We start from the raw sequence: 17,817 nt of genomic DNA, 5'->3' as shown, positions 1-17,817 counted from the left end.
GGCCCGGGGCGCGTCCTTCTCCGAGAGGCGTCTGATGGCGGTCTCCCCGTTCGCGCAACAAATCGAAGAGGCCATGGAGACCCTGCGCGAGCAGCAGGCCAAGCTGGCGGAGGCGACCAGCAAGCTCCAGGCGACCACGGTGTCCGTCACGTCCAAGGACCGCATGGTCACGGCCGTCCTCGGCGCACAGGGCCAGGTGGTGTCGCTGACCTTCCACACCACCGCCTACCGCTCCATGGCCCCGGCCCAGTTGAGCGCCGCCCTGACCGACGTGCTCAACCGGGCCCGGGCGGACATGGGCGCCAAGGTGACGGAGTCGCTGGGCTCCTTCGAGGGCCTCGGTGAGACGCTGCGCACCTCGATGACCGGCGGCACCGAGCTCGACGAACTGCTCGCCCCGCTCCAGGCGATGCGACCTGGCTTCACCGCCGGGGCCCGGCGCGAGCGGCAGGAGGAGTTCCGTGGCTGAGTTCAAGGCGACCGCGGAGATGGGGTCCGCGTTCTCCAAGTACCCCGAGATGTCGGCCCTGCTCCTCAGGATGCAGGGCAGGGTCCACGAGATCGACGGGTTCAACACCAACGCGGCCGGCCACGACGAGATCGGCAACGCCTACTTCGAGACGGTGGATCCGCCGACGAAGGGCCTCCTCAAGATGCTGGGCCAGGTCAGCAAGATCGCCGAGAAGGCCGGCCACAACGGCCAGACCGCCGCCAAGCTGTTCACCCGCACGGACGACGACCTCGCCTCGGGCGTCTAGTGCCACGGCACTAGCGCCTCCGGACGGCCCGGCCGACGCACCTCGCACCCTCAGGAGTTCCCCCGCCATGTCGATCCACATCCCGGACGGGCTCGCGAAGCTCTTCCACGGTCTGACCGGCATGGCGTGGCCGGAGGCGGACGAGGACAAGTTGCGCCTCGCGGGTGACGACTACCTCCTCGTCGCCAAGGACATGCCGCAGTTGGAGGACTACATCCGGGACCTGACCGCCTATTGCCAGGGGCAGGTCTCGGGCCGGACCGGCGACGGCTTCGCCGACATGGCGGCCACGCTGATCAGCATCGGCGGGGGCAGTGCCCTCGCGGAGGCGGCGGAACAGGCCAAACAACTGGGCAAGGTCGCGCACGACACCGCCAACCAGGTCGAGTACACGAAATGGATGATCATCGGTCAGCTCGTTCAGCTGGCCGCCGAGATCGCCTGGGCGATCGCCGCCGCCCCGTTCACCGGCGGGGCGTCCCTCGGCGAGGCCGTGGCCGCCAAGCTGGTCACGCAGGCCGTGCTCCGCAAGATCCTCGCCTGGCTGATCGACCGGATCCTGATGCACACCTTCGTGAGCATCGCCGGTGGTGTGGTGATGGACACGATCATCCAGCTCATCCAGATCGAGAAGGGCCACAAGAGCGAGTGGGACACCAAGTCCCTCCTCCAGGCCGTCGAGTTCGGAGCGCTCAACGGCCTCATCGGCGGCCCGCTCAGCCTGATCGGGGCCGGGCTGACCAAGCTCTTCCGGAACGTGATCGCCAAGGGCCTGGGCAAGGAGGCCGGCCGCGTCCTCGGGGGGGACCTGGCCAAGGTCTCCAACGGGCTCGCCAAGGACAGCCTGGGCACGGTCCTGTCCAAGGACGGGTTGAAGGCGATCGAGAACGACGCGACCAAGGCCCTCGGCAAGGACATCGGGAAGGCCGCCGAGAACTCCCTGGCCAACGAGGCCGGGCACAGCGCGGCGGGGGCGGCCGCGCGGGACGCCGCGAAGGGCGCCGAGAACTCCCTGGCCAACGAGGCCGCGCATAGCGCGGCGGGGGCGGCCGCCCGGGACGGTGAGAAGTGGCTGGCGAAGGAGTCCGCGGAGGCCTTCGGCAACGACCTCGCCCAGACCATCGGCCGCTACTCCCACGACATCGCCAACGCCTTCAAGGGCGGCCTGCGCGAACTCCCCGCGCAGGCGGTGGCCCGGTTCGAGAAGGACGTCGCGCAGGTCTTCGAGAAGCACTTCGGTGCCGTCCTCGGCAAGGAGGAGGCCGCAGCCCTCGGCAAGGACTTCGCCAAGGCGATGGCCGCCAACGGCGGGCGCGGCGCCGCGGAGCACGAGGCGCTGCGCGACGCGATGCGGGCCGCGCTGAAGCCGGGCGGGCTGAGCTCGGAGGGCGTCGACCAGTTGGTCGAGCACCTCCCCGGGCTGCTCGACAAGGTGGGCGGGGACACCAAACTGTTCAAGGTGGGCATGGCGTTGGGCGGTTACCTGGGCGGCGGCGTCCAGAACGGCCTCACCGAGGGCTTCTACAACCTCACCTTCGGGCCCGACCACGAGTTCTCCGTCTCCTGGGAGAGCTTCGTCTCCGGCATGGCCATGGGCTTCGTCGGCCACATGGGACACCTGGCCGTGCACCCGCTCGTCGAGCGGTACAAGGTCTGGGTCTCCGAGAAGCTGGCCGACCCGAACGACACGGGTCCCGAGACCCAGTACCTGCCCTGGAACCACCCGCTCACCATCCTCTCGGCGGTGGCCAACCTCACCGGCCGTCCCACGCCCTTCCCGGTGCCGCGCCCGAAGCCGATGCCGGTCAAGGTGGAGCACTCCGGCGAGTCGGCGCACACCGACGTGCCGAAGGCGGATGCGCGGGGCGGCAGCGAGGGTGCGAAGGCCGGGAGCACCTCGACGGTCGGCGGCAGCAGGTCGTCCTCGTCGTCGGAGCAGGTGCCGACCGCACCGGTGCCCGACTCGGTGAAGGTCCAGGGCGGCGGGGAGCACCAGCAACCGTCCGAGTCCGAGGCCGGCGGGCAGCAGGGGGCGGTCAAGACCTCGTCGGAGGGCGGCACTTCGCCGTCCGGCCCGGTGAGCGCGCCGGAGGCGCCGGTGCAGGTCGCCACGTCGGAGGGCGGTCCGGAGGAGGTCGTACCGCCGGTCCAGGTCGCGACATCGGGGTCGGTGGCGCCCGAGGCGCCGAGGCCCGTGGCGCCCGAGGCGCCGCGGAACGTCGACGTCCCCGTCCTGCCGGTCGCCGAGGCGGCCCCGGACGCCGCGTCGCCCCACGACGCTTCCGTGGCTGGTCGCCACCTCCCCGACGGGAGCGGCTGGCTCCTCCACGACACGGGCGCGGACGCGCCGCCCGTCCCGGCGGACCTCAGGAGCGTCCTCGACCGTTCGCGGGAGGACGGCACCCGCTACCCCGTCCTCGTGCACGTCGGCGAGAACGGCCGGCCCACGCTGCACGGCGAGGAGGTCCCGCCGGAGCGGATGGCGGACATCCTCCGCCGGCGCGAGGCGGACGGGGAGTGGGAACCCGGCGCCCAGACGGTCGAGTTCCTCGGGTACGGTGACCGGCGCAGCGTCGACCCGCAGTACGTCCAGCGGGTCGTCGACGAGCTCGGTCGCTCGCCGCGCTTCGCGGACGTCCAGGCCCGGACGGGCGGGAACGGCGCCGATGCCATCGTCCGCACCGCCGAATCCGCCGAGCGCGCCCGGACGTTCGACGAAGGCTCCGCCGACCGGCGCACCTTCGGGGACCGGCTGCGGACGTCCTCCGACGGCACCACCGGTCCGTCCGCCGAGCACTCGCCGCTGTCGGACCTCACGAAGCTGCACGAACTCACCGCCGCCGAGCGCGTGGACGCGCTGCGAGACCTGCCGAACGAGCGGCGCCGGGAGCTGGCGCGCGACGCGGCCGTCATCGAGAGCCTGAAGAAGCTCGGCGGCACCCGGGAGTTCGCGGAGAGCGCCGCGCACCTGATGGTCGACTCCTCCCCCCGGATCGGAGGGTCCGGGCCCGCGCACCGGGAGACCGTCGAGCAGGTCGCCCGGATGCTGCGGAACCGTCACGTCGCCGTGAAGCTGCTGGAGGCGGGCCACCGGGTGAGCACCGCGTCCGACGGCCGCCCGACGACGACCCGCGAAGTCGCCCACGCGGTCCTCGACGTGCTGTCGGCCCGGGACCGGGCGATCGTCAGGGAGGCCCACCGGGCCGGGCTGAAGGGGGACGGCGTAGGAGAGCCGACGCGCAACGACGCGTCCCGGGGCGAGCACGAGTACTTCGCCCGGGTCACCGACGCCTACCTCGGCACCGACGGCGGGCCCGACCGGGTGCGGCGGAACGAGCCGCCCGAGCTGTCCGCCCTGCTGAAGCGCCTGTACGGCAAGGACCCGGCGCACCCGAACGACGGCAACGGCCCGCACCTGGCGCCGTCCTCGCCGTCCGGCCAGGGCGGACAGCCGAACCAGGTCGCCGCTCCGGGCCAGGGCGGCGGGCCGACGACCTTCGTGGCGCCGCGACTGACGAGCGGAGTCAGCGACCTCTTCGGTGGTCTCGGCATGGACGATCGACCGGGCAACCGCGTCTTCGACGGGGCCACGAAGAACGTCGGAGCCATGCCGAAGCTGTCCGAGGCGGACTACCTGGCGTTCCTCAAGCCCGATGAACCCGATGCCCTTCCCCCTCTTCGACCGCTCGGCTTCGTGGTCAGCGCCATGACGAGTTACAAGAGCGCCGGCGAGATCAAGACCGTGATCGAGCGGATCATGGAAGGTTCGAAGGGCATGGACGGCCGGGTGGCCTTCGTGATCGGCCTGAACGCCCCGAAGGGCGAGGAGGCGGCCCTCGCCGCCGCCGCCCGGGAGGCCAGGGGGATCGCGGAGACCATGGGCGTGCCGGTGGCCGTCGTGACGTCGACGTTCTCGTGGCTCAAGGTCAAGGGGGAGGAGGTCTTCCCCTACGGCGAGATGCGCAACGAGCTCCTCGACAGCGCGCCGACCCACCAGCTGATCAAGGCCATGATGGACGGCGGCCTGCATCCCTACCTCGCGGTGCAGGACTACGACATGGGCTCCCGCAAGGTGCCGTCGGGCCAGCACGTCTTCAACTTCGTCGAGGACACGCTGCACCGGCCGCAGCCGCACCCCGACCACTCGCGCACGGGCACGGGCGAACAGGCCGACCACCGCCTCGACGTCGAGGACGACGCCCTCGACCCCAGCCGCCCGCTGGCCTTCGTCGGCGGGTACCGGATGCCCACCGAAGAGGCGGACCTGGACCGGCTCGTCGCCGATGTGCAGGCGAGGTTCACCAAGAAGGGGAAGCAACTTCCGGCGAAGTGGCTGGACGCCGAAGGACGGGCGGAGATCCTGGAGCAGGTGAGGCTCGCTGTCGAGGCGGACATGCTGGAGCGCGACTGGCAGGCCTCGTACGCTCCGCTGCTGCCCTACGCGCCCGAGCCCAACCTGATGGTCGACGGGCCGGCGGTCCTGCTGGCCGACGGGCGCGGCACCCCGGCCCTGAAGTGGGGCCCGGGCCGGGCGGAGTTCGAGGAACTCGGGCGCGGACTCAACCGGATCAACGCCTGGGAGCTCGACCGGTACTACCGGAACGAGCTGGAGGGCAAGCCGGAGACCGTGGACGTGCCGAGGAGCACGCGGCCCACGAAGACGCCCACGTTCCTGGACCAGGGACGGGACGAGATCATCGAGCGGGTGCGCGCCGACGCGTCCAACAACCGTCTCCCGAACCGGGGTGAGGCCTTCCGCACCGACTTCCGGGGCGGTGCCACCGTCACCGACCTGTCCCGGCTCGTCGCCGACCACCTGGAGAAGGTGGCCGCGTACACGGGCAGGGGCGCGGGGCCGAAGATGGCGCTGGGGCAGTCGCACGTCGGCCTCGCGACCCCGTCCGCGCGTCTGAACAGCAAGGACTTCCGCCTGGGCGACGGCGATCCGAACTCCTCCGCCAGGTCGGCCCGGCACACCATCGGACTCGGGCCCTACCGGGAGGACTACGGGAAGAACCTCGCCGACCGGTTCCAGAACGAAGACCGGCTCAACCGGTCGCACCGGGAGCCGGCCGGGGGCCGGAACGCGACGGTCCCGGTGGATCCCGCCGACTACAAGACGCCCGAGGCGTGGCAGAAGGAGATGGTCAAGACGCCGGCCGGCCGCGACTGGCTGCTGGCCGGACAACCGGGCCCGGACGGCAGCGCGACGCCGCGGCACCTGATCCCGACGGACGGCCAGGGCAGGCCCGAGTTCGGGCCGGGCGGGCTGACCAAGAACGTGCTGAGCCACTCGACGTCGGCCCCGCTGGACCCGGAAGGGCCGTTCGCCGGCATCAAGGCGGGCATCCAGGACGAGCACAAGCTTCCCACCGCCCAGGCACTGGCCCTGTCGACGGCCGCGATCCGCCTCGGGCGTCGCCTCGCCGACCTCCGGTTCAACCCCGAGCGGACGTACACCGCGCCGCGCGCCGAGGACGCGGTCGGGCCCTGGCGGATGCCGACGGAGCCGGCGCTGCGCGAGTACGGCGGTCTGTACCGCACCTTCGGGCGCATCCGGGCGGAGAACCGGCCCGGCGGTGCTGCGGGGCAGCCCACCGGCGCTCCCGGGGAGCTGCGGACCGCCATCGAGGAGGTGCGCAAGGAGGTCTTCGACTGGATGCTGAAGCCCGCGAACCTCGAACGGGTCACCACGTACGCCCGGGAGAAGGGCGTGAACCTCGACGACCTGTTCCTGGCGATCGAGCACGGCGAGGACCGGACCGGCCCGACGGGTGACGTGCTCCCGAAGATCCTCGCATCGATCCGCAAGGCGAAGCTGGACTTCGGCACCGGTGAGCCCGTGCCGCCCTTCAAGGGCAACCCCAAGAAGGTGATCAGGGTGGACGGGCCCGGGGACGGTGACACCACGATGGACATCGATCCCGTGATGGACACCGGTACCGCGATGGACATCGATTCCGCGATGGACATCGATCACCCGGCGCCGGAGGGGACGCCGGAGCCGGGCCCCGCCGTCCCGGGCGGCGCGTCGAGGCCCGTGCGGTCCGTCCACGAGCTGGAGCTCCTCGCCCCGGAGGCCCGTCGTGAGCTCGCGCGCGACGCCGAGTACGTCAAGAGCCTTCGCGAGAGCCTGGAGCCGGAGGACTTCGCCGATGCGGCGGCCCGGCTGATCGTGGACGTCGACCCCCGCACCCACCAGCCCGTCGCGGCGCGGCACGCGGCGTACGAGCAGGTCGTGCGCATGCTGCGGGATCCGAAGGTCGCGGAACGGCTCCTCACGCAGGAGGTCCGGGTGGTCGTCGTTCCGAGGGACGTGCCGATCACCGAGGTGGCGGGCCTGGAGCACCTGAACGACCTCCCCGAGGTCGACGGCCGGCCCTGGCGGACCGTCCGGGGCGTGCAGTCCGGGAAGATCGTGGTCGTGACGGAGGAGAACCTCCTCGGCGCGAGGACGACGCTCGGGCGGGCCTCCTCCCACCCCGAGGGCTACTCCACGACCACCCACGAACTCGCCCACGCCATCCACAAGTTCGGCCTGACGGGCGACGAGCACGCGCTCGTCAGGGAGGCCTACCGGGGCAAGCGCCAGGCCGACGGACTGACCGACCTGTTCGGCGAGGAGCCCGTCGCGGCGTGGCCCGACGGCGGGCGGCGCAATGCCGCCGACGAGCTGGTCGGCAACTACTCCTCGGCCGACGAGTACGAGTACTTCGCCCAGCTGAGCAACGCCTACCTCGGCACCAACCACGGGAACGACCCGGGCACCCGGCTGCCCCGCAACAACGGCGCCGACTGGGTCCGGCGCAACGACCCGGAACTGCTGCCCCTGCTGGAGCGGCTGTACGGGCCCGACCCCCAGGCCGGCCACCCCGCCCCGGCCAACCCGGTCAGCCGCACCCGCGCGGAGGAGGAACTGTACGGCGGCTTCCGGGAGTTCATGCGCACGGCGACGGGCGAGCCGCACCCCGAACCGGAGGGGCCGAGCCACCCCGTCTCGGAAGCCGACCTGATCGAGCTCGCCCTCAACCCCGTTGCCGCCACGCCGGCCCACGGAGCTCACGGAGCCCTCCTGTCGCCGGAGGGGGAGGACCCGAAGCCCGTCGTCATGACCGACGAGCAGTTGGTCAGGCCGCTGGTCAACGAGATCCTCCCGAGCCCGCACCCGGGCATGACCTTCGCGGTCGGGCACCTGCGCCTGGAGGGGGAGGACAAGGCCGGGAACCCCTATGTGTGGACGTCGGAGCGGACCAACAACGGGGCGAGGCAGTTCCCCGGGATCAACGACCGGGATCGGCTCGACGAGCTGAAGAAGCTGTCCCGGCCCGAGGACGACAACGCGATCAAGCAGGGGAAGGGCTACCAGAGCGCGGAGAAGTGGCGGGCCGAGAAGGTGGCCACCGTGCTCCGCGAGGCGGCCGCTCAGCACAAGGCCGCGTCCACCGGACTGACGGAGGCGGTCGCGGGGTACAAGTCCGCGTTCGCGGCTCTGGACACCTGGGTCACCAAGCCCACTGAAAGGGAGGCGGCCGAAGCGCACTTGGCCGCGGTCGCCAAGAAGATCGAAGAAGCGGTAGCCCTGGCCGCGACCGCACGGGAGAGGACCACGGAGGACGAAGGGGACAGGTCGAGGGGTCCGCGCGAGTTCTGGAACAAGATCGCGCTGGCGGACACCCTCCATGCCGAGGCGGCCGAACTCCACCGGCAGGTCGTGGACATCCAGAAGACGGTGAAGGATGCCAAGACCGGGAACGAACCGGTGGCGAGGATGGCGGAGTTGCGCACGGAGGCGGAGGATCTCCACAAGCGGGCCTTCGAGAAGTTGAAGGAGTACGCGCAGGCCGAGGGCGACGTGGCCGCCGAACTCCGGAAGCCCGCTGCCGACCACTCCTTCGGCTACCAGCGGAAGGACGCCGAGGTCAGCCTGCTGAACGCGGCGTACCGGCAGCTGGAAAGCTGGGGTTTCAAGGAGAAGAACCAGGTGTCCGGGACGTTCACCGTCTTCTCCACCAAGGGCACCTGCGAGAGCTGCAAGGACGTCGTCCGCGACCTCAACCAGGCGTACCCCGGGATCCGGGTGGTGGCCGCCTATCCGAAGGACGACGGCAAGTTGCCGCCGAGCCGGGAACTCACATTCGGGGGCGCGAAGATCAACGTCGCCATCCCGTACGGGTACGAGCACGTCGACGGGACGTTCGACGTCACCGTCGCCGACGTCCGGGGGAGGAAGCAGCGCCACCAGATCGCGTACAAGACCGTCGCGCCCGTCGCTCGCCCGAGCGACGCGGCGACGGCGGCCGGGGCGGGGACACAGAAGCCGGAGGCGGGGGCGGGGGCGCCCGAGTCGTCGTCTCAGCCGGTGAAGCCGCAGGCGAAGGGCGCGTGGGGCAGGCCTGCGCCGCAGTCGTTCGGACAGCGCGAGCATGCGGGCCCCGACGCCGAGCACCCCGTCGCCGACCACTCCGGCAGCCCCGACGCGCCGTTCTGGCCGGCGGGCGAGGCGCCGGACCCGGCCACCGCCGACGCCCTGGCCCACTTCCCGCACGATCCGGCCGTCCGGCTGGTCGCCCTGCACACCAAGGACGCCCAGCTCCCGCTGAGCCCCCGGCAGCTCGCCGACCGGCTGATCGAGTGGCACCGGAGCGGCGGCTGGGACGGCCGGACGACCCTGCGGTTCGTCGCCTGCGACCTGGCCTCGCAGGGCGGCCACACCCAGGTCGCCGAGGTCCTGGCGCACCTGGCCGAGCACGGGCTCGCACCGGAGATCCACGCGGCCACCGGCCCGGTCTGGTTCGTGCCGGACCACGGGAACCCGGACGGGCCCGGACACCTGCTGGTGGCCGCCGAGGTCGGCATCGACGCGCACGGCCGTCCCGTCGTGGTGCCCGGGGGCCACTGGGTCGGCCACCGTCTCGGCGAGGACGGCGTGGTCGTCCGCACCGAGCTGCCCTCCGGGGACCTCCCGCCCGGCTACCACGCGGCGGAGCACACCGCGGGCCAGGGTGAGCACCACCTGCGGCCGATGGAGGACACGGCACGGTTCGGGTACCACGAACGACCGGAGGGCGACGACTCCGGTTCCTCGGCGAGTGGTCACACGCCGCCGACCGAGGTGGGCAACCTCGTGCCGGTCGCCGGCGACGGCCTCTGTCTGCTGCGGGCGGTGGCCGCCAGTGACCCGCGCGGCGTGCAGCGGCTGTTGACCGACTCGGGGGTGACCAGCCTGGCCGACCACGAAGGCCTGCTCGACATCGTCATCCGGTACCTCGACCGGCAAACCGCGGATAGCCTGCCGCACGACGTCGTCCGGATCGTGCGGGGGGACGACCACGCATACCGCGGTCTGACCCCGCACGAGTACGTGGAGTTGGTCAACGCCGTACACAACTGGCGGACGCACTGGGCCACCTCGTCCGGAGACATGTTCGCGCCGCTGGCGGCGCACGCACTGGGCGTCCGGCTGCGGATCGTCCACACGCAGGACGGGGCCTCGATCGAGTTCGGCGATCCGGCCGCCCGCCAGGTCACGGTCTTCTACACGCCCGGCCCCGGCCACTACGACGCCAGCGACCTCCTGCACCGTCCCGAGGCGCCGGAGCGCGCGCAGGCCCTGGCGACCCAGATCGAGACGACCGGCGACACCATCTCCCGGGTGATCATCCGCGGCCGCCCGGACGGCCCGTACAGCGACACCATGGGTGACCACTCCACCGCGTTCGCCGTCCAGGTCTCGGCGGTGACCAGGCACCTGGAGGGCCGTACCTTCGACCACGCGATGGCCGGGCTCCGCACCCTGACGGACGAGGTGCACAAGCTGCCCGGTGCCGCGATGATCGACGGTCTGCCGACCGACCACCGGTGGAGGATCGCCGAAGCGGAGCGTGAACTCGTCGAACTGGAATACCTGTTGCGACTGGCCACCGGCTCCGAGTTCCGGACCTCGCTGCTCCAGCAGTACGCGTCCGCCTTCCTGCACTACCGCGAGCTGATTCCGCTGTCCACGATCAACGTGGCGGCGGTGAGCAGGGCCACTGCGGGGAAGGGCAAGGCCGAGGCCGCGCCGAACCGGCTGCTGAACGCCTTCGAGGACGGCGGGGACCGCATCCGGCAGACGGACCTGCAGGACGCGATCCTCGGCCTCTTCGACCCGCGCGCCGCAGCCCGGGTGGTGGCCGAGCTCGACCCCGACACGCTCGCCAGGCTCGCCCCCGGTATGCCGTCCTCCGCGACTCGTGAGCAGCGGATGGCAGCGCTCGTCGAGCAGCACCTCCGGTCGGTGGACCTGGCCTTCCCCCGGGCCTTCGACGCGGCCTGGGGACACGACGGGGATCGGATGGAGCGAGCGGCCGTGCAGCTGAAGATGCGCCTCCGTCCGGAGGTCCGCCAAGTGGTCGACGACTACCTGCGGAACAGCAAGCTCGACGTGCAGGCCAAGCTGAACGAGCTGGAAAGGGCCCAGCAGGATGCCGTCCTCCTGCCCAAGAGGCAGAAGGAGAAGGCAGAGGTCGCGATCGGTGCGTTGAGGCGCGAGGGAACGGCGCTCGAAGAACTGACCAGGAAGTTCGAGGAGATGCAGTTGGACCTCTCGAACGATCCGGCGGCCACCGGCAACCCCACTGCGCCGTCGCACGACGGGGATCGCCCGTCCGGCCGCAACGCGCAGTACGCCGCGGGCACCGGCCTGCCGGAGGAGGAGACGGGCCCGCAGGCGCGGCTCGCGACCCAGGCCGTCATCGGGCCGGACGGGAGGGTCGAGCGGCTGCTCTTCGCGGGCCGCAGCCCCTCTCCGTTCTCCGGCACCATGGGAGCGCACACCACCGCCTGGGTGGTCCACCAGGACGTGATCCGTCGGGCCGTCACCGGAGAGGCGATCCCGCAAGCCATGCGGAACCTGGTGCTGGTAGCCCAGCACACCGTGCATCAGCAGGCCGCGCGCAGAGGGGTCATCGGGATCGAGCCCTACCACCAGGAACGGCTGGACGCGGCTCGCTCGGAGGTCGACGACCTGGTGCGCGACGTCGGGAACGGACGCGCGGGGACGTCCCCGCAGGCTCTCCAGCGGTTCGTCAACAGCCTGCTCACCTATACGAACTACCTCCCCGGGGCCACCATCGAAACGGCGAACACCAACGGCCGGGCCGAGGCGACGCACCGCGCGTTCCTCCGGGGGCATCCGGCCGGTGCCGGCGCGAGCGCGGCGCAGCTGGCCCATGCGGTGGTCGGTCTGTTCGACGTGCACGACGTCCAGGAGGATGCGGCCCTCGTGCTCGCCGAGCACCACCGCGAGCTGATCGAGTGGGCCTACCCCGGGGTGCTCGCGGCCGCCGGGCTGGGCTCCGCCCGAGCGCTGCTCAACGCGGCGCGAAGGGCCGAGCGGGCTCGGGAGAGGCGCACATAGGTACGCGTGTGCCCCGGCTGCTGGCAGCAGCCGGGGCACGGGGCGGATGGTGGCGGGCCTCAGCCGCCCAGGCCGCGCAGGTGCTGGTAGAGGCCGCAGGCCTGGAGGGCCAGCGGGAGCAGCGCGAGCGCCGTGAGGGTGTGGAGGATGTCGGCGATGCGTCCCCAGTAGGGCAGGAGGCGGCGGCCGGGGACGGTCCAGGCGGCGACCAGGAGGGCGGCGGTCAGGGCCACCAGCACGCCGAGGAGGGCGAGGCGCTCGGTGGGGGAGGCACCGGCGGTGAAACGGGTGAGCAGCACGGCGCCGCCGTACACGCCGGGCAGGAGCAGGACGAGGCGCTGGCGGATGCTGCCGATGGCTCGGGCGTGGAGGACGAGCAGCAGCGCGAGCGCCCCGGCTTCGGCCGGGCCGGCCCACCCGTCGGTGAACGGCAGGACGGTGAGGCAGGCCGCGCAGACGGTGCCGATCGCGGTGTAGAGCGCCATCAGGTAGTCGTCGGCGACGAGCGCGCGGGGGAGGACGGCGGTGGCCGGGACGGGATCGATGTTCTCCTGGAGCTCCTCGGCGTTGCGCGGCAGCATCGGCAGCCGCAGGCCGGAGAGCCGGAACGCCACGGACGGCACGAAGGAACCGACCAGGACCGCGAACACCGAGACGAGGGCGACGAGTTGGTCCGCCGCGAGGCCGAGCAGGAGCAGCGCCCCGGCCAGCACCCCGAGCGCGGCGACCAGTACCAGGCCGATGAACAGCGGCGCCGCGGCCCCCACCGCCGCCAGCGACAGCACGGCCGCGCCCGCCGCGGCCGAGGAGGCCGCGAGCACCCGGGCCCCGAGCAGGTCGTCGCCGCCCGGCCCGGTGGGCAGCAGCAGGGCGGCGAGCCCCAGGTACGGGACGGCGGCCGCGCCGAGCGCGGTGCCCGCGCCCGCGTCGGCCATCGCGCGGGAGGCGCTGGCCGCGCCGAGCAGCAGGAGCGCCGCGACGCCCGCCGCCGCGGCCTCGCGCGGGGCGACCGGGCCCGGGAGGGCCAGGACGATCCAGCCGGCCGCGAGCGCGGCCAGGCCCAGCGCGAGGGCGAGCCGGCGGGTGAGGGCCGGGCGCCAGGTGTCGCCGCGCTCCCGCACGCCGGTGGCGACGCCGTCGACCAGGTCGTCGAAGTGCACCGGGGGCAGCGCCTCGTGCCGGCGACGCAGGTAGAGGGAGTCGCCGTCGTGGAGCTGGAGCGCCTCGACGCTCCGCTCCTCGTCCAGCGGCTCCTCGCCGAGCCGCTGGAGCACCCAGCCGCCGTGCTCCAGCCCGGCCTCGGCGAGGTCGGGCCCGGCGTGGCCGATGATCGCGGGGAGCAGGTCGGCCAGGGGGACGTCGGCGGGGACGGCGAGTTCGAAGACCGCCTCCGGCGCCTGGAACCTCAATCGGCACAGTCCTGCGACGGCGCTGGTGCTCACGCCACTCCTCGGGGTCGGGGTCCGTAGTGCTCTCCGTCTTCTCGAACGGGCCGTGCGGGAGTCGGCGTTCAAGCACCTGCTGAACCCCGCCGCCGCCGCCGTCCGTCAGCGTGAGAGGACGGTGGCGGAACGTGAGGAGCCCTGAGTGAGTGTGGTCCTGGTCAAGCGGACGCCCAGGCGTCCGGGGCCCGAGATGCCGGACGGCGACGTCCAGCTCCAGGAGCCGCCGGTCCTGCCCGAGAAGCAGAGCGGCATGGCGAGCATGATCGGCATGGCGCCGATGGCACTGGGCTCGCTGTCGATGGTGTTCATGTTCCTGCGCCCGGCCGGGCCCGAGGGCGGTGGCGCGCTCAGCTACGTCGCGGTCGGCATGATGGCGCTGTCCGCCGTCGGCATGCTCGTCACCCAGTTGGTCCGCGGCTCCAGCGACCGCAAGCACCAACTGAGGGCCGAGCGCCGCGACTACCTGCGCTACCTCGCCCAGATGCGCCGCCAGGTGCGGCGCTCGATCGACGCCCAGCGCCAGGCACTGGCCTGGCGTCACCCGGCGCCCGGTGAGCTGTGGTCGCTGGTGGGCACCACCCGGCTGTGGGAACGGCGGTCCGCCCACCCGGACTTCAGCGACGTCCGGATCGGCCTCGGCAACCAGCGCCTCGCGACCCCGCTCGCTCCGCTCGCCACCAAGCCGGTCGAGGACCTGGAACCGCTGTGCGCCCACGCGCTGCGCCGCTTCATCCACGCCTACGGCACCGTCGCCGACCAGCCGATGGCGATCCACCTGCGCGGCTTCGCCCAACTCCTGCTGCGCGCCGACGATCCCGAGGCCGCCCGCGCGCTCGTGCGCGCGATGATCGCCCAACTCGCCGTCGTGCACGGGCCGGACGAGCTGCACGTCGCGATCGTCGCCGACGCCGAACGGCGCCCGCACTGGGAGTGGGCCAAGTGGCTGCCGCACGCCCTGCACCCGACCGACACCGACGGCGCCGGCCCGGTCCGGCTGGTCGCGGGCAGCCTCGGCGAGGCCGAGCAGCTGCTCGGCGAGGAGTTCACCGGCCGCCCCGGCTACGAGCCCGACGCCGTCCCGAGCCGCGACGAGCCGTTCACCGTCCTCGTCCTCGACGGCCCCGGCGCGCACGGCGGCAGCCGCGCCGCACTCACCGGTTACCGCAACGCCGTCCTCATCGACCTCGCCGACACCCTGGAATGGCGTCCGGCCCGCACCACCCTGCGGCTGCGCGTCGAGGACGGGCGACTCGCCATGGTCGGTGCCGACCGCAACCGCAAGGACGTCGTCACCGACCTCGGCCGCCCCGACGCCCTCGCCCTGCCCGCCGCCACCCGGCTCGCCGCCCAGCTCGCCCGCTACCGCATCGCCGACGGCGTCGACGCCGCCGAGCCGATGGCCACCGACTTCGACCTCACCGCCCTGCTGGGCATCCCCGACCTGCACGCTCACGACGTCGAGGCGCTGTGGGCCCAGCGCGGCATCCCGCAGCGCCTGCGCGTGCCGCTCGGTCTCGGACCGGACGGGCGGCCCGTCGACCTCGACCTCAAGGAGTCCGCGCAGGGCGGCATGGGCCCGCACGGCATGCTCATCGGCGCCACCGGCTCCGGCAAGTCCGAACTGCTGCGCACGCTCGTCCTCGCGCTCGCCGTCACCCACTCCTCCGAGGTGCTCAACTTCGTCCTCGTCGACTTCAAGGGCGGCGCGACCTTCCTCGGCCTCGACACCCTGCCGCACACCTCCGCCGTCATCACCAACCTCGCCGACGAGGCCTCGCTGGTGGACCGCATGCGCGACGCCCTGCACGGCGAACTCGTGCGCCGCCAGGAGCTGCTGCGCGTCGCCGGGCACGCGTCGCTGCTGGAGTACGAGACGGCGCGGGAGGGCGGCGCGGCGCTGCGGCCGCTGCCCACCCTGTTCGTCGTCGTCGACGAGTTCAGCGAACTGCTCTCCGCCCACCGGGACTTCATGGAGCTGTTCGTGATGATCGGGCGGCTCGGCCGCTCGCTGGGCGTCCACCTCCTGCTCGCCTCCCAGCGGTTGGACGAGGGCCGGATGAGCGCGCTCGAATCCCACCTGTCCTACCGGATCGGCCTGCGGACCTTCTCGGCCATGGAGAGCCGGGGCGTCCTCGGGGTCCCCGACGCCTACCAGCTGCCCTCCCAGCCCGGCAACGGCTTCCTGCGCAGCGACATCTCCACCCTGACCCGCTTCAAGGCCGCCTACGTCTCCGGGCCGTACCGGCCCAAGCGGCGCGCCGCCCAGCAGGCCGTCGTCGCCGGGCAGGTCGTCCGGTACGGCACCGACTACGTGATGCAGCGTCAGGCACCGGTGGTGGAGGTGGAGGAGGAGGTCACGGCCTCGGCGGGTTCCCTGCTGGAGGTCGCCGCCGGGCGCCTGCGCGACGCAGGACCGCCCGCCCACCGGGTCTGGCTGCCGCCCCTCGGCGTCCCGCCCACCCTCGACGAACTCCTGCCCCCGCTCGTCCCGCACCCCGACCGCGGCCTCACCACCGAGGACGAACGCGCCCACGGCGCCCTCGAACTCCCCGTCGGCGTCATCGACCGCCCGTTCCAGCAACTGCGCGACCGGCTCACCGCGGACCTCTCCGGCGCCGGTGGCCACGTCGGCATCGCCGGCGCCCCGCAGAGCGGCAAGAGCAACCTGCTGCGCACCCTCATCACCGGCCTCGCCCTCACCCACACCCCGCGTGAAGTCCAGTTCTACTGCCTCGACTTCGGCGGCGGCACGCTCTCCGCCCTGCGCGGCCTGCCGCACGTCGGCGGCGTCACCGGACGCCACGACGGCGAACGGGTGCTGCGCACCATCGCCGAGGTCAACGGCATCATCACCCGGCGCGAGAAGTACTTCGCCGAACTCGGCATCGACTCCGTCGCCGCCTTCCGCCGCCGCAAGGCGGCCGGCGACCCCGCGCTGGCCGGCGATCCGCACGGGGACGTCTTCCTCGTCATCGACGGCTGGAACACCCTGCGCCAGGAGTTCAACGACCTCGTCCAGCCGCTGGTCCTGATCTCCCAGCGCGGCATCAACTACGGCGTCCACCTGGCCATCGCCTCCACCCGCTGGGGCGAGATCACCGCGGGCCTGCGCGACCAGCTCCAGACCCGCTTCGAACTGCGGCTCGGCGACTCCGTCGACTCCGTCATCAACATGCGCGCCGCCGCCAAGGTGCCCAAGGTCCCCGGCCGCGGCCTCACCGACGAACAGCTGCACTTCCTCACCGCCCTGCCCCGGATCGACGGCTCCGGCGCCACCGACGACCTCGGCGAGGGCGTCGCCGACCTCGTCGACGCCGTCGCCGCGCACTGGACCGGGCCCCGCGCCCCCGAGGTCCGGATGCTGCCGCTCAGCCTCGATGCCGCCGAGCTCCCCGCCCCAGAAGGCCGGTTGCGGGTCGCGATCGGGCTGGAGGACACCGAGGTCGCGCCGCTGTGGCACGACTTCGAGGAGAACCCGCACCTGCTGGTGGTCGGCGACAGCGAGTCCGGCAAGACCAACCTGCTCGAACTCGTGATCCGCGGCATCACCAGCGCCTACACGCCCGCCGAGGCCCGCATCATGCTCGTCGACTTCCGGCGCGGCCTCTACGACGCCGTCCCGGAGGAGTACCGGCTCGGCTACGCGGTCGCCGTCGACAAGCTCCGCCAGATCGTCGACGGGGCGTCGCGCGCGATGAAGAACCGCATCCCGCCCGCCGACATCACCCCCGCCCGCCTCAAGCTGCGGGACTGGTGGGAGGGGCCCGAACTCTTCGTCCTCGTCGACGACTACGACCTCGTCGGCGCCGGAACCGGGGCCCACCCGTTCGCCGCCCTGCTCGACGACCTCGCCCAGGGCGCGGAGATCGGCCTCCACCTCGTCGTCGCCCGCGGCGCCAACGGCATCGCCCGGGCCATGGGCGACCCGCTGGTCCGCAAGCTCCAGGAGGTCAACTCGCCGACAATGCTGCTCTCCTGCCCACCGTCCGAGGGATACCTGTTCGGCAACCTCAAGCCGAGGGAGTTCCCGGCGGGGCGCGGGCTGTACATCACGCGGCGCCGGACGGTGCAGGTGCAGACCGGCCGCCTGTCGGGGCCGGGTGGCTCGGGCGGCTCGGATGGGGAGCTGGGCGCGTAGTGGTCGGCGGAGGGTCGGCGGGGGTGGACAGCGGTCGGCTGTCCGACGTGGGCGGGTGGACGGGGGTCGATCGATGAG

The 17,817-nt window shown here is 72.6% G+C and carries 5 protein-coding genes; 4 read left to right on the top strand and 1 reads right to left on the bottom strand.

What is annotated here, in order from left to right; genetic code table 11:
* The first annotated feature begins 34 nt into the window (after positions 1 to 34).
* The 3 genes from AB0C76_RS03255 (at position 35) to AB0C76_RS03245 (ending at position 12,156) form a co-directional block, all read left to right on the top strand.
* Positions 35 to 469, top strand: a complete 435-nt coding sequence (locus AB0C76_RS03255) for a YbaB/EbfC family nucleoid-associated protein (protein WP_359958839.1) — start codon at positions 35 to 37, stop codon at positions 467 to 469.
* Positions 462 to 758, top strand: a complete 297-nt coding sequence (locus AB0C76_RS03250) for a hypothetical protein (RefSeq protein WP_359958836.1) — start codon at positions 462 to 464, stop codon at positions 756 to 758. Before AB0C76_RS03255 ends, AB0C76_RS03250 begins: the two co-directional genes overlap by 8 nt.
* Before the next feature lie 67 nt (positions 759 to 825).
* Entirely contained in the window at positions 826 to 12,156 is an 11,331-nt protein-coding gene (locus AB0C76_RS03245) for a hypothetical protein (protein WP_359958833.1), read from the top strand.
* Between the two features lie 59 nt (positions 12,157 to 12,215).
* Here AB0C76_RS03245 and eccD read toward each other — a convergent pair whose 3' ends face one another.
* A complete protein-coding gene (eccD, locus tag AB0C76_RS03240; protein WP_359958830.1) occupies positions 12,216 to 13,598 on the bottom strand; it encodes a type VII secretion integral membrane protein EccD in 1,383 nt (460 codons plus the stop codon).
* Positions 13,599 to 13,743: 145 nt separating this feature from the next.
* Between eccD and eccCa the strand changes: the two genes are divergently transcribed.
* Positions 13,744 to 17,739 (top strand): type VII secretion protein EccCa, encoded by a 3,996-nt coding sequence (gene eccCa, locus AB0C76_RS03235; protein ID WP_359958827.1) that lies wholly within the window; start codon positions 13,744 to 13,746, stop codon positions 17,737 to 17,739.
* Positions 17,740 to 17,817: the final 78 nt, after the last annotated feature.

The sequence above is a fragment of the Kitasatospora sp. NPDC048722 genome, assembly GCF_040650235.1.
Classification (GTDB): domain Bacteria; phylum Actinomycetota; class Actinomycetes; order Streptomycetales; family Streptomycetaceae; genus Kitasatospora.
The sequence above is the reverse complement of the archived record's forward strand: the minus strand, read 5'-3'. Positions and strand labels throughout refer to the sequence as shown.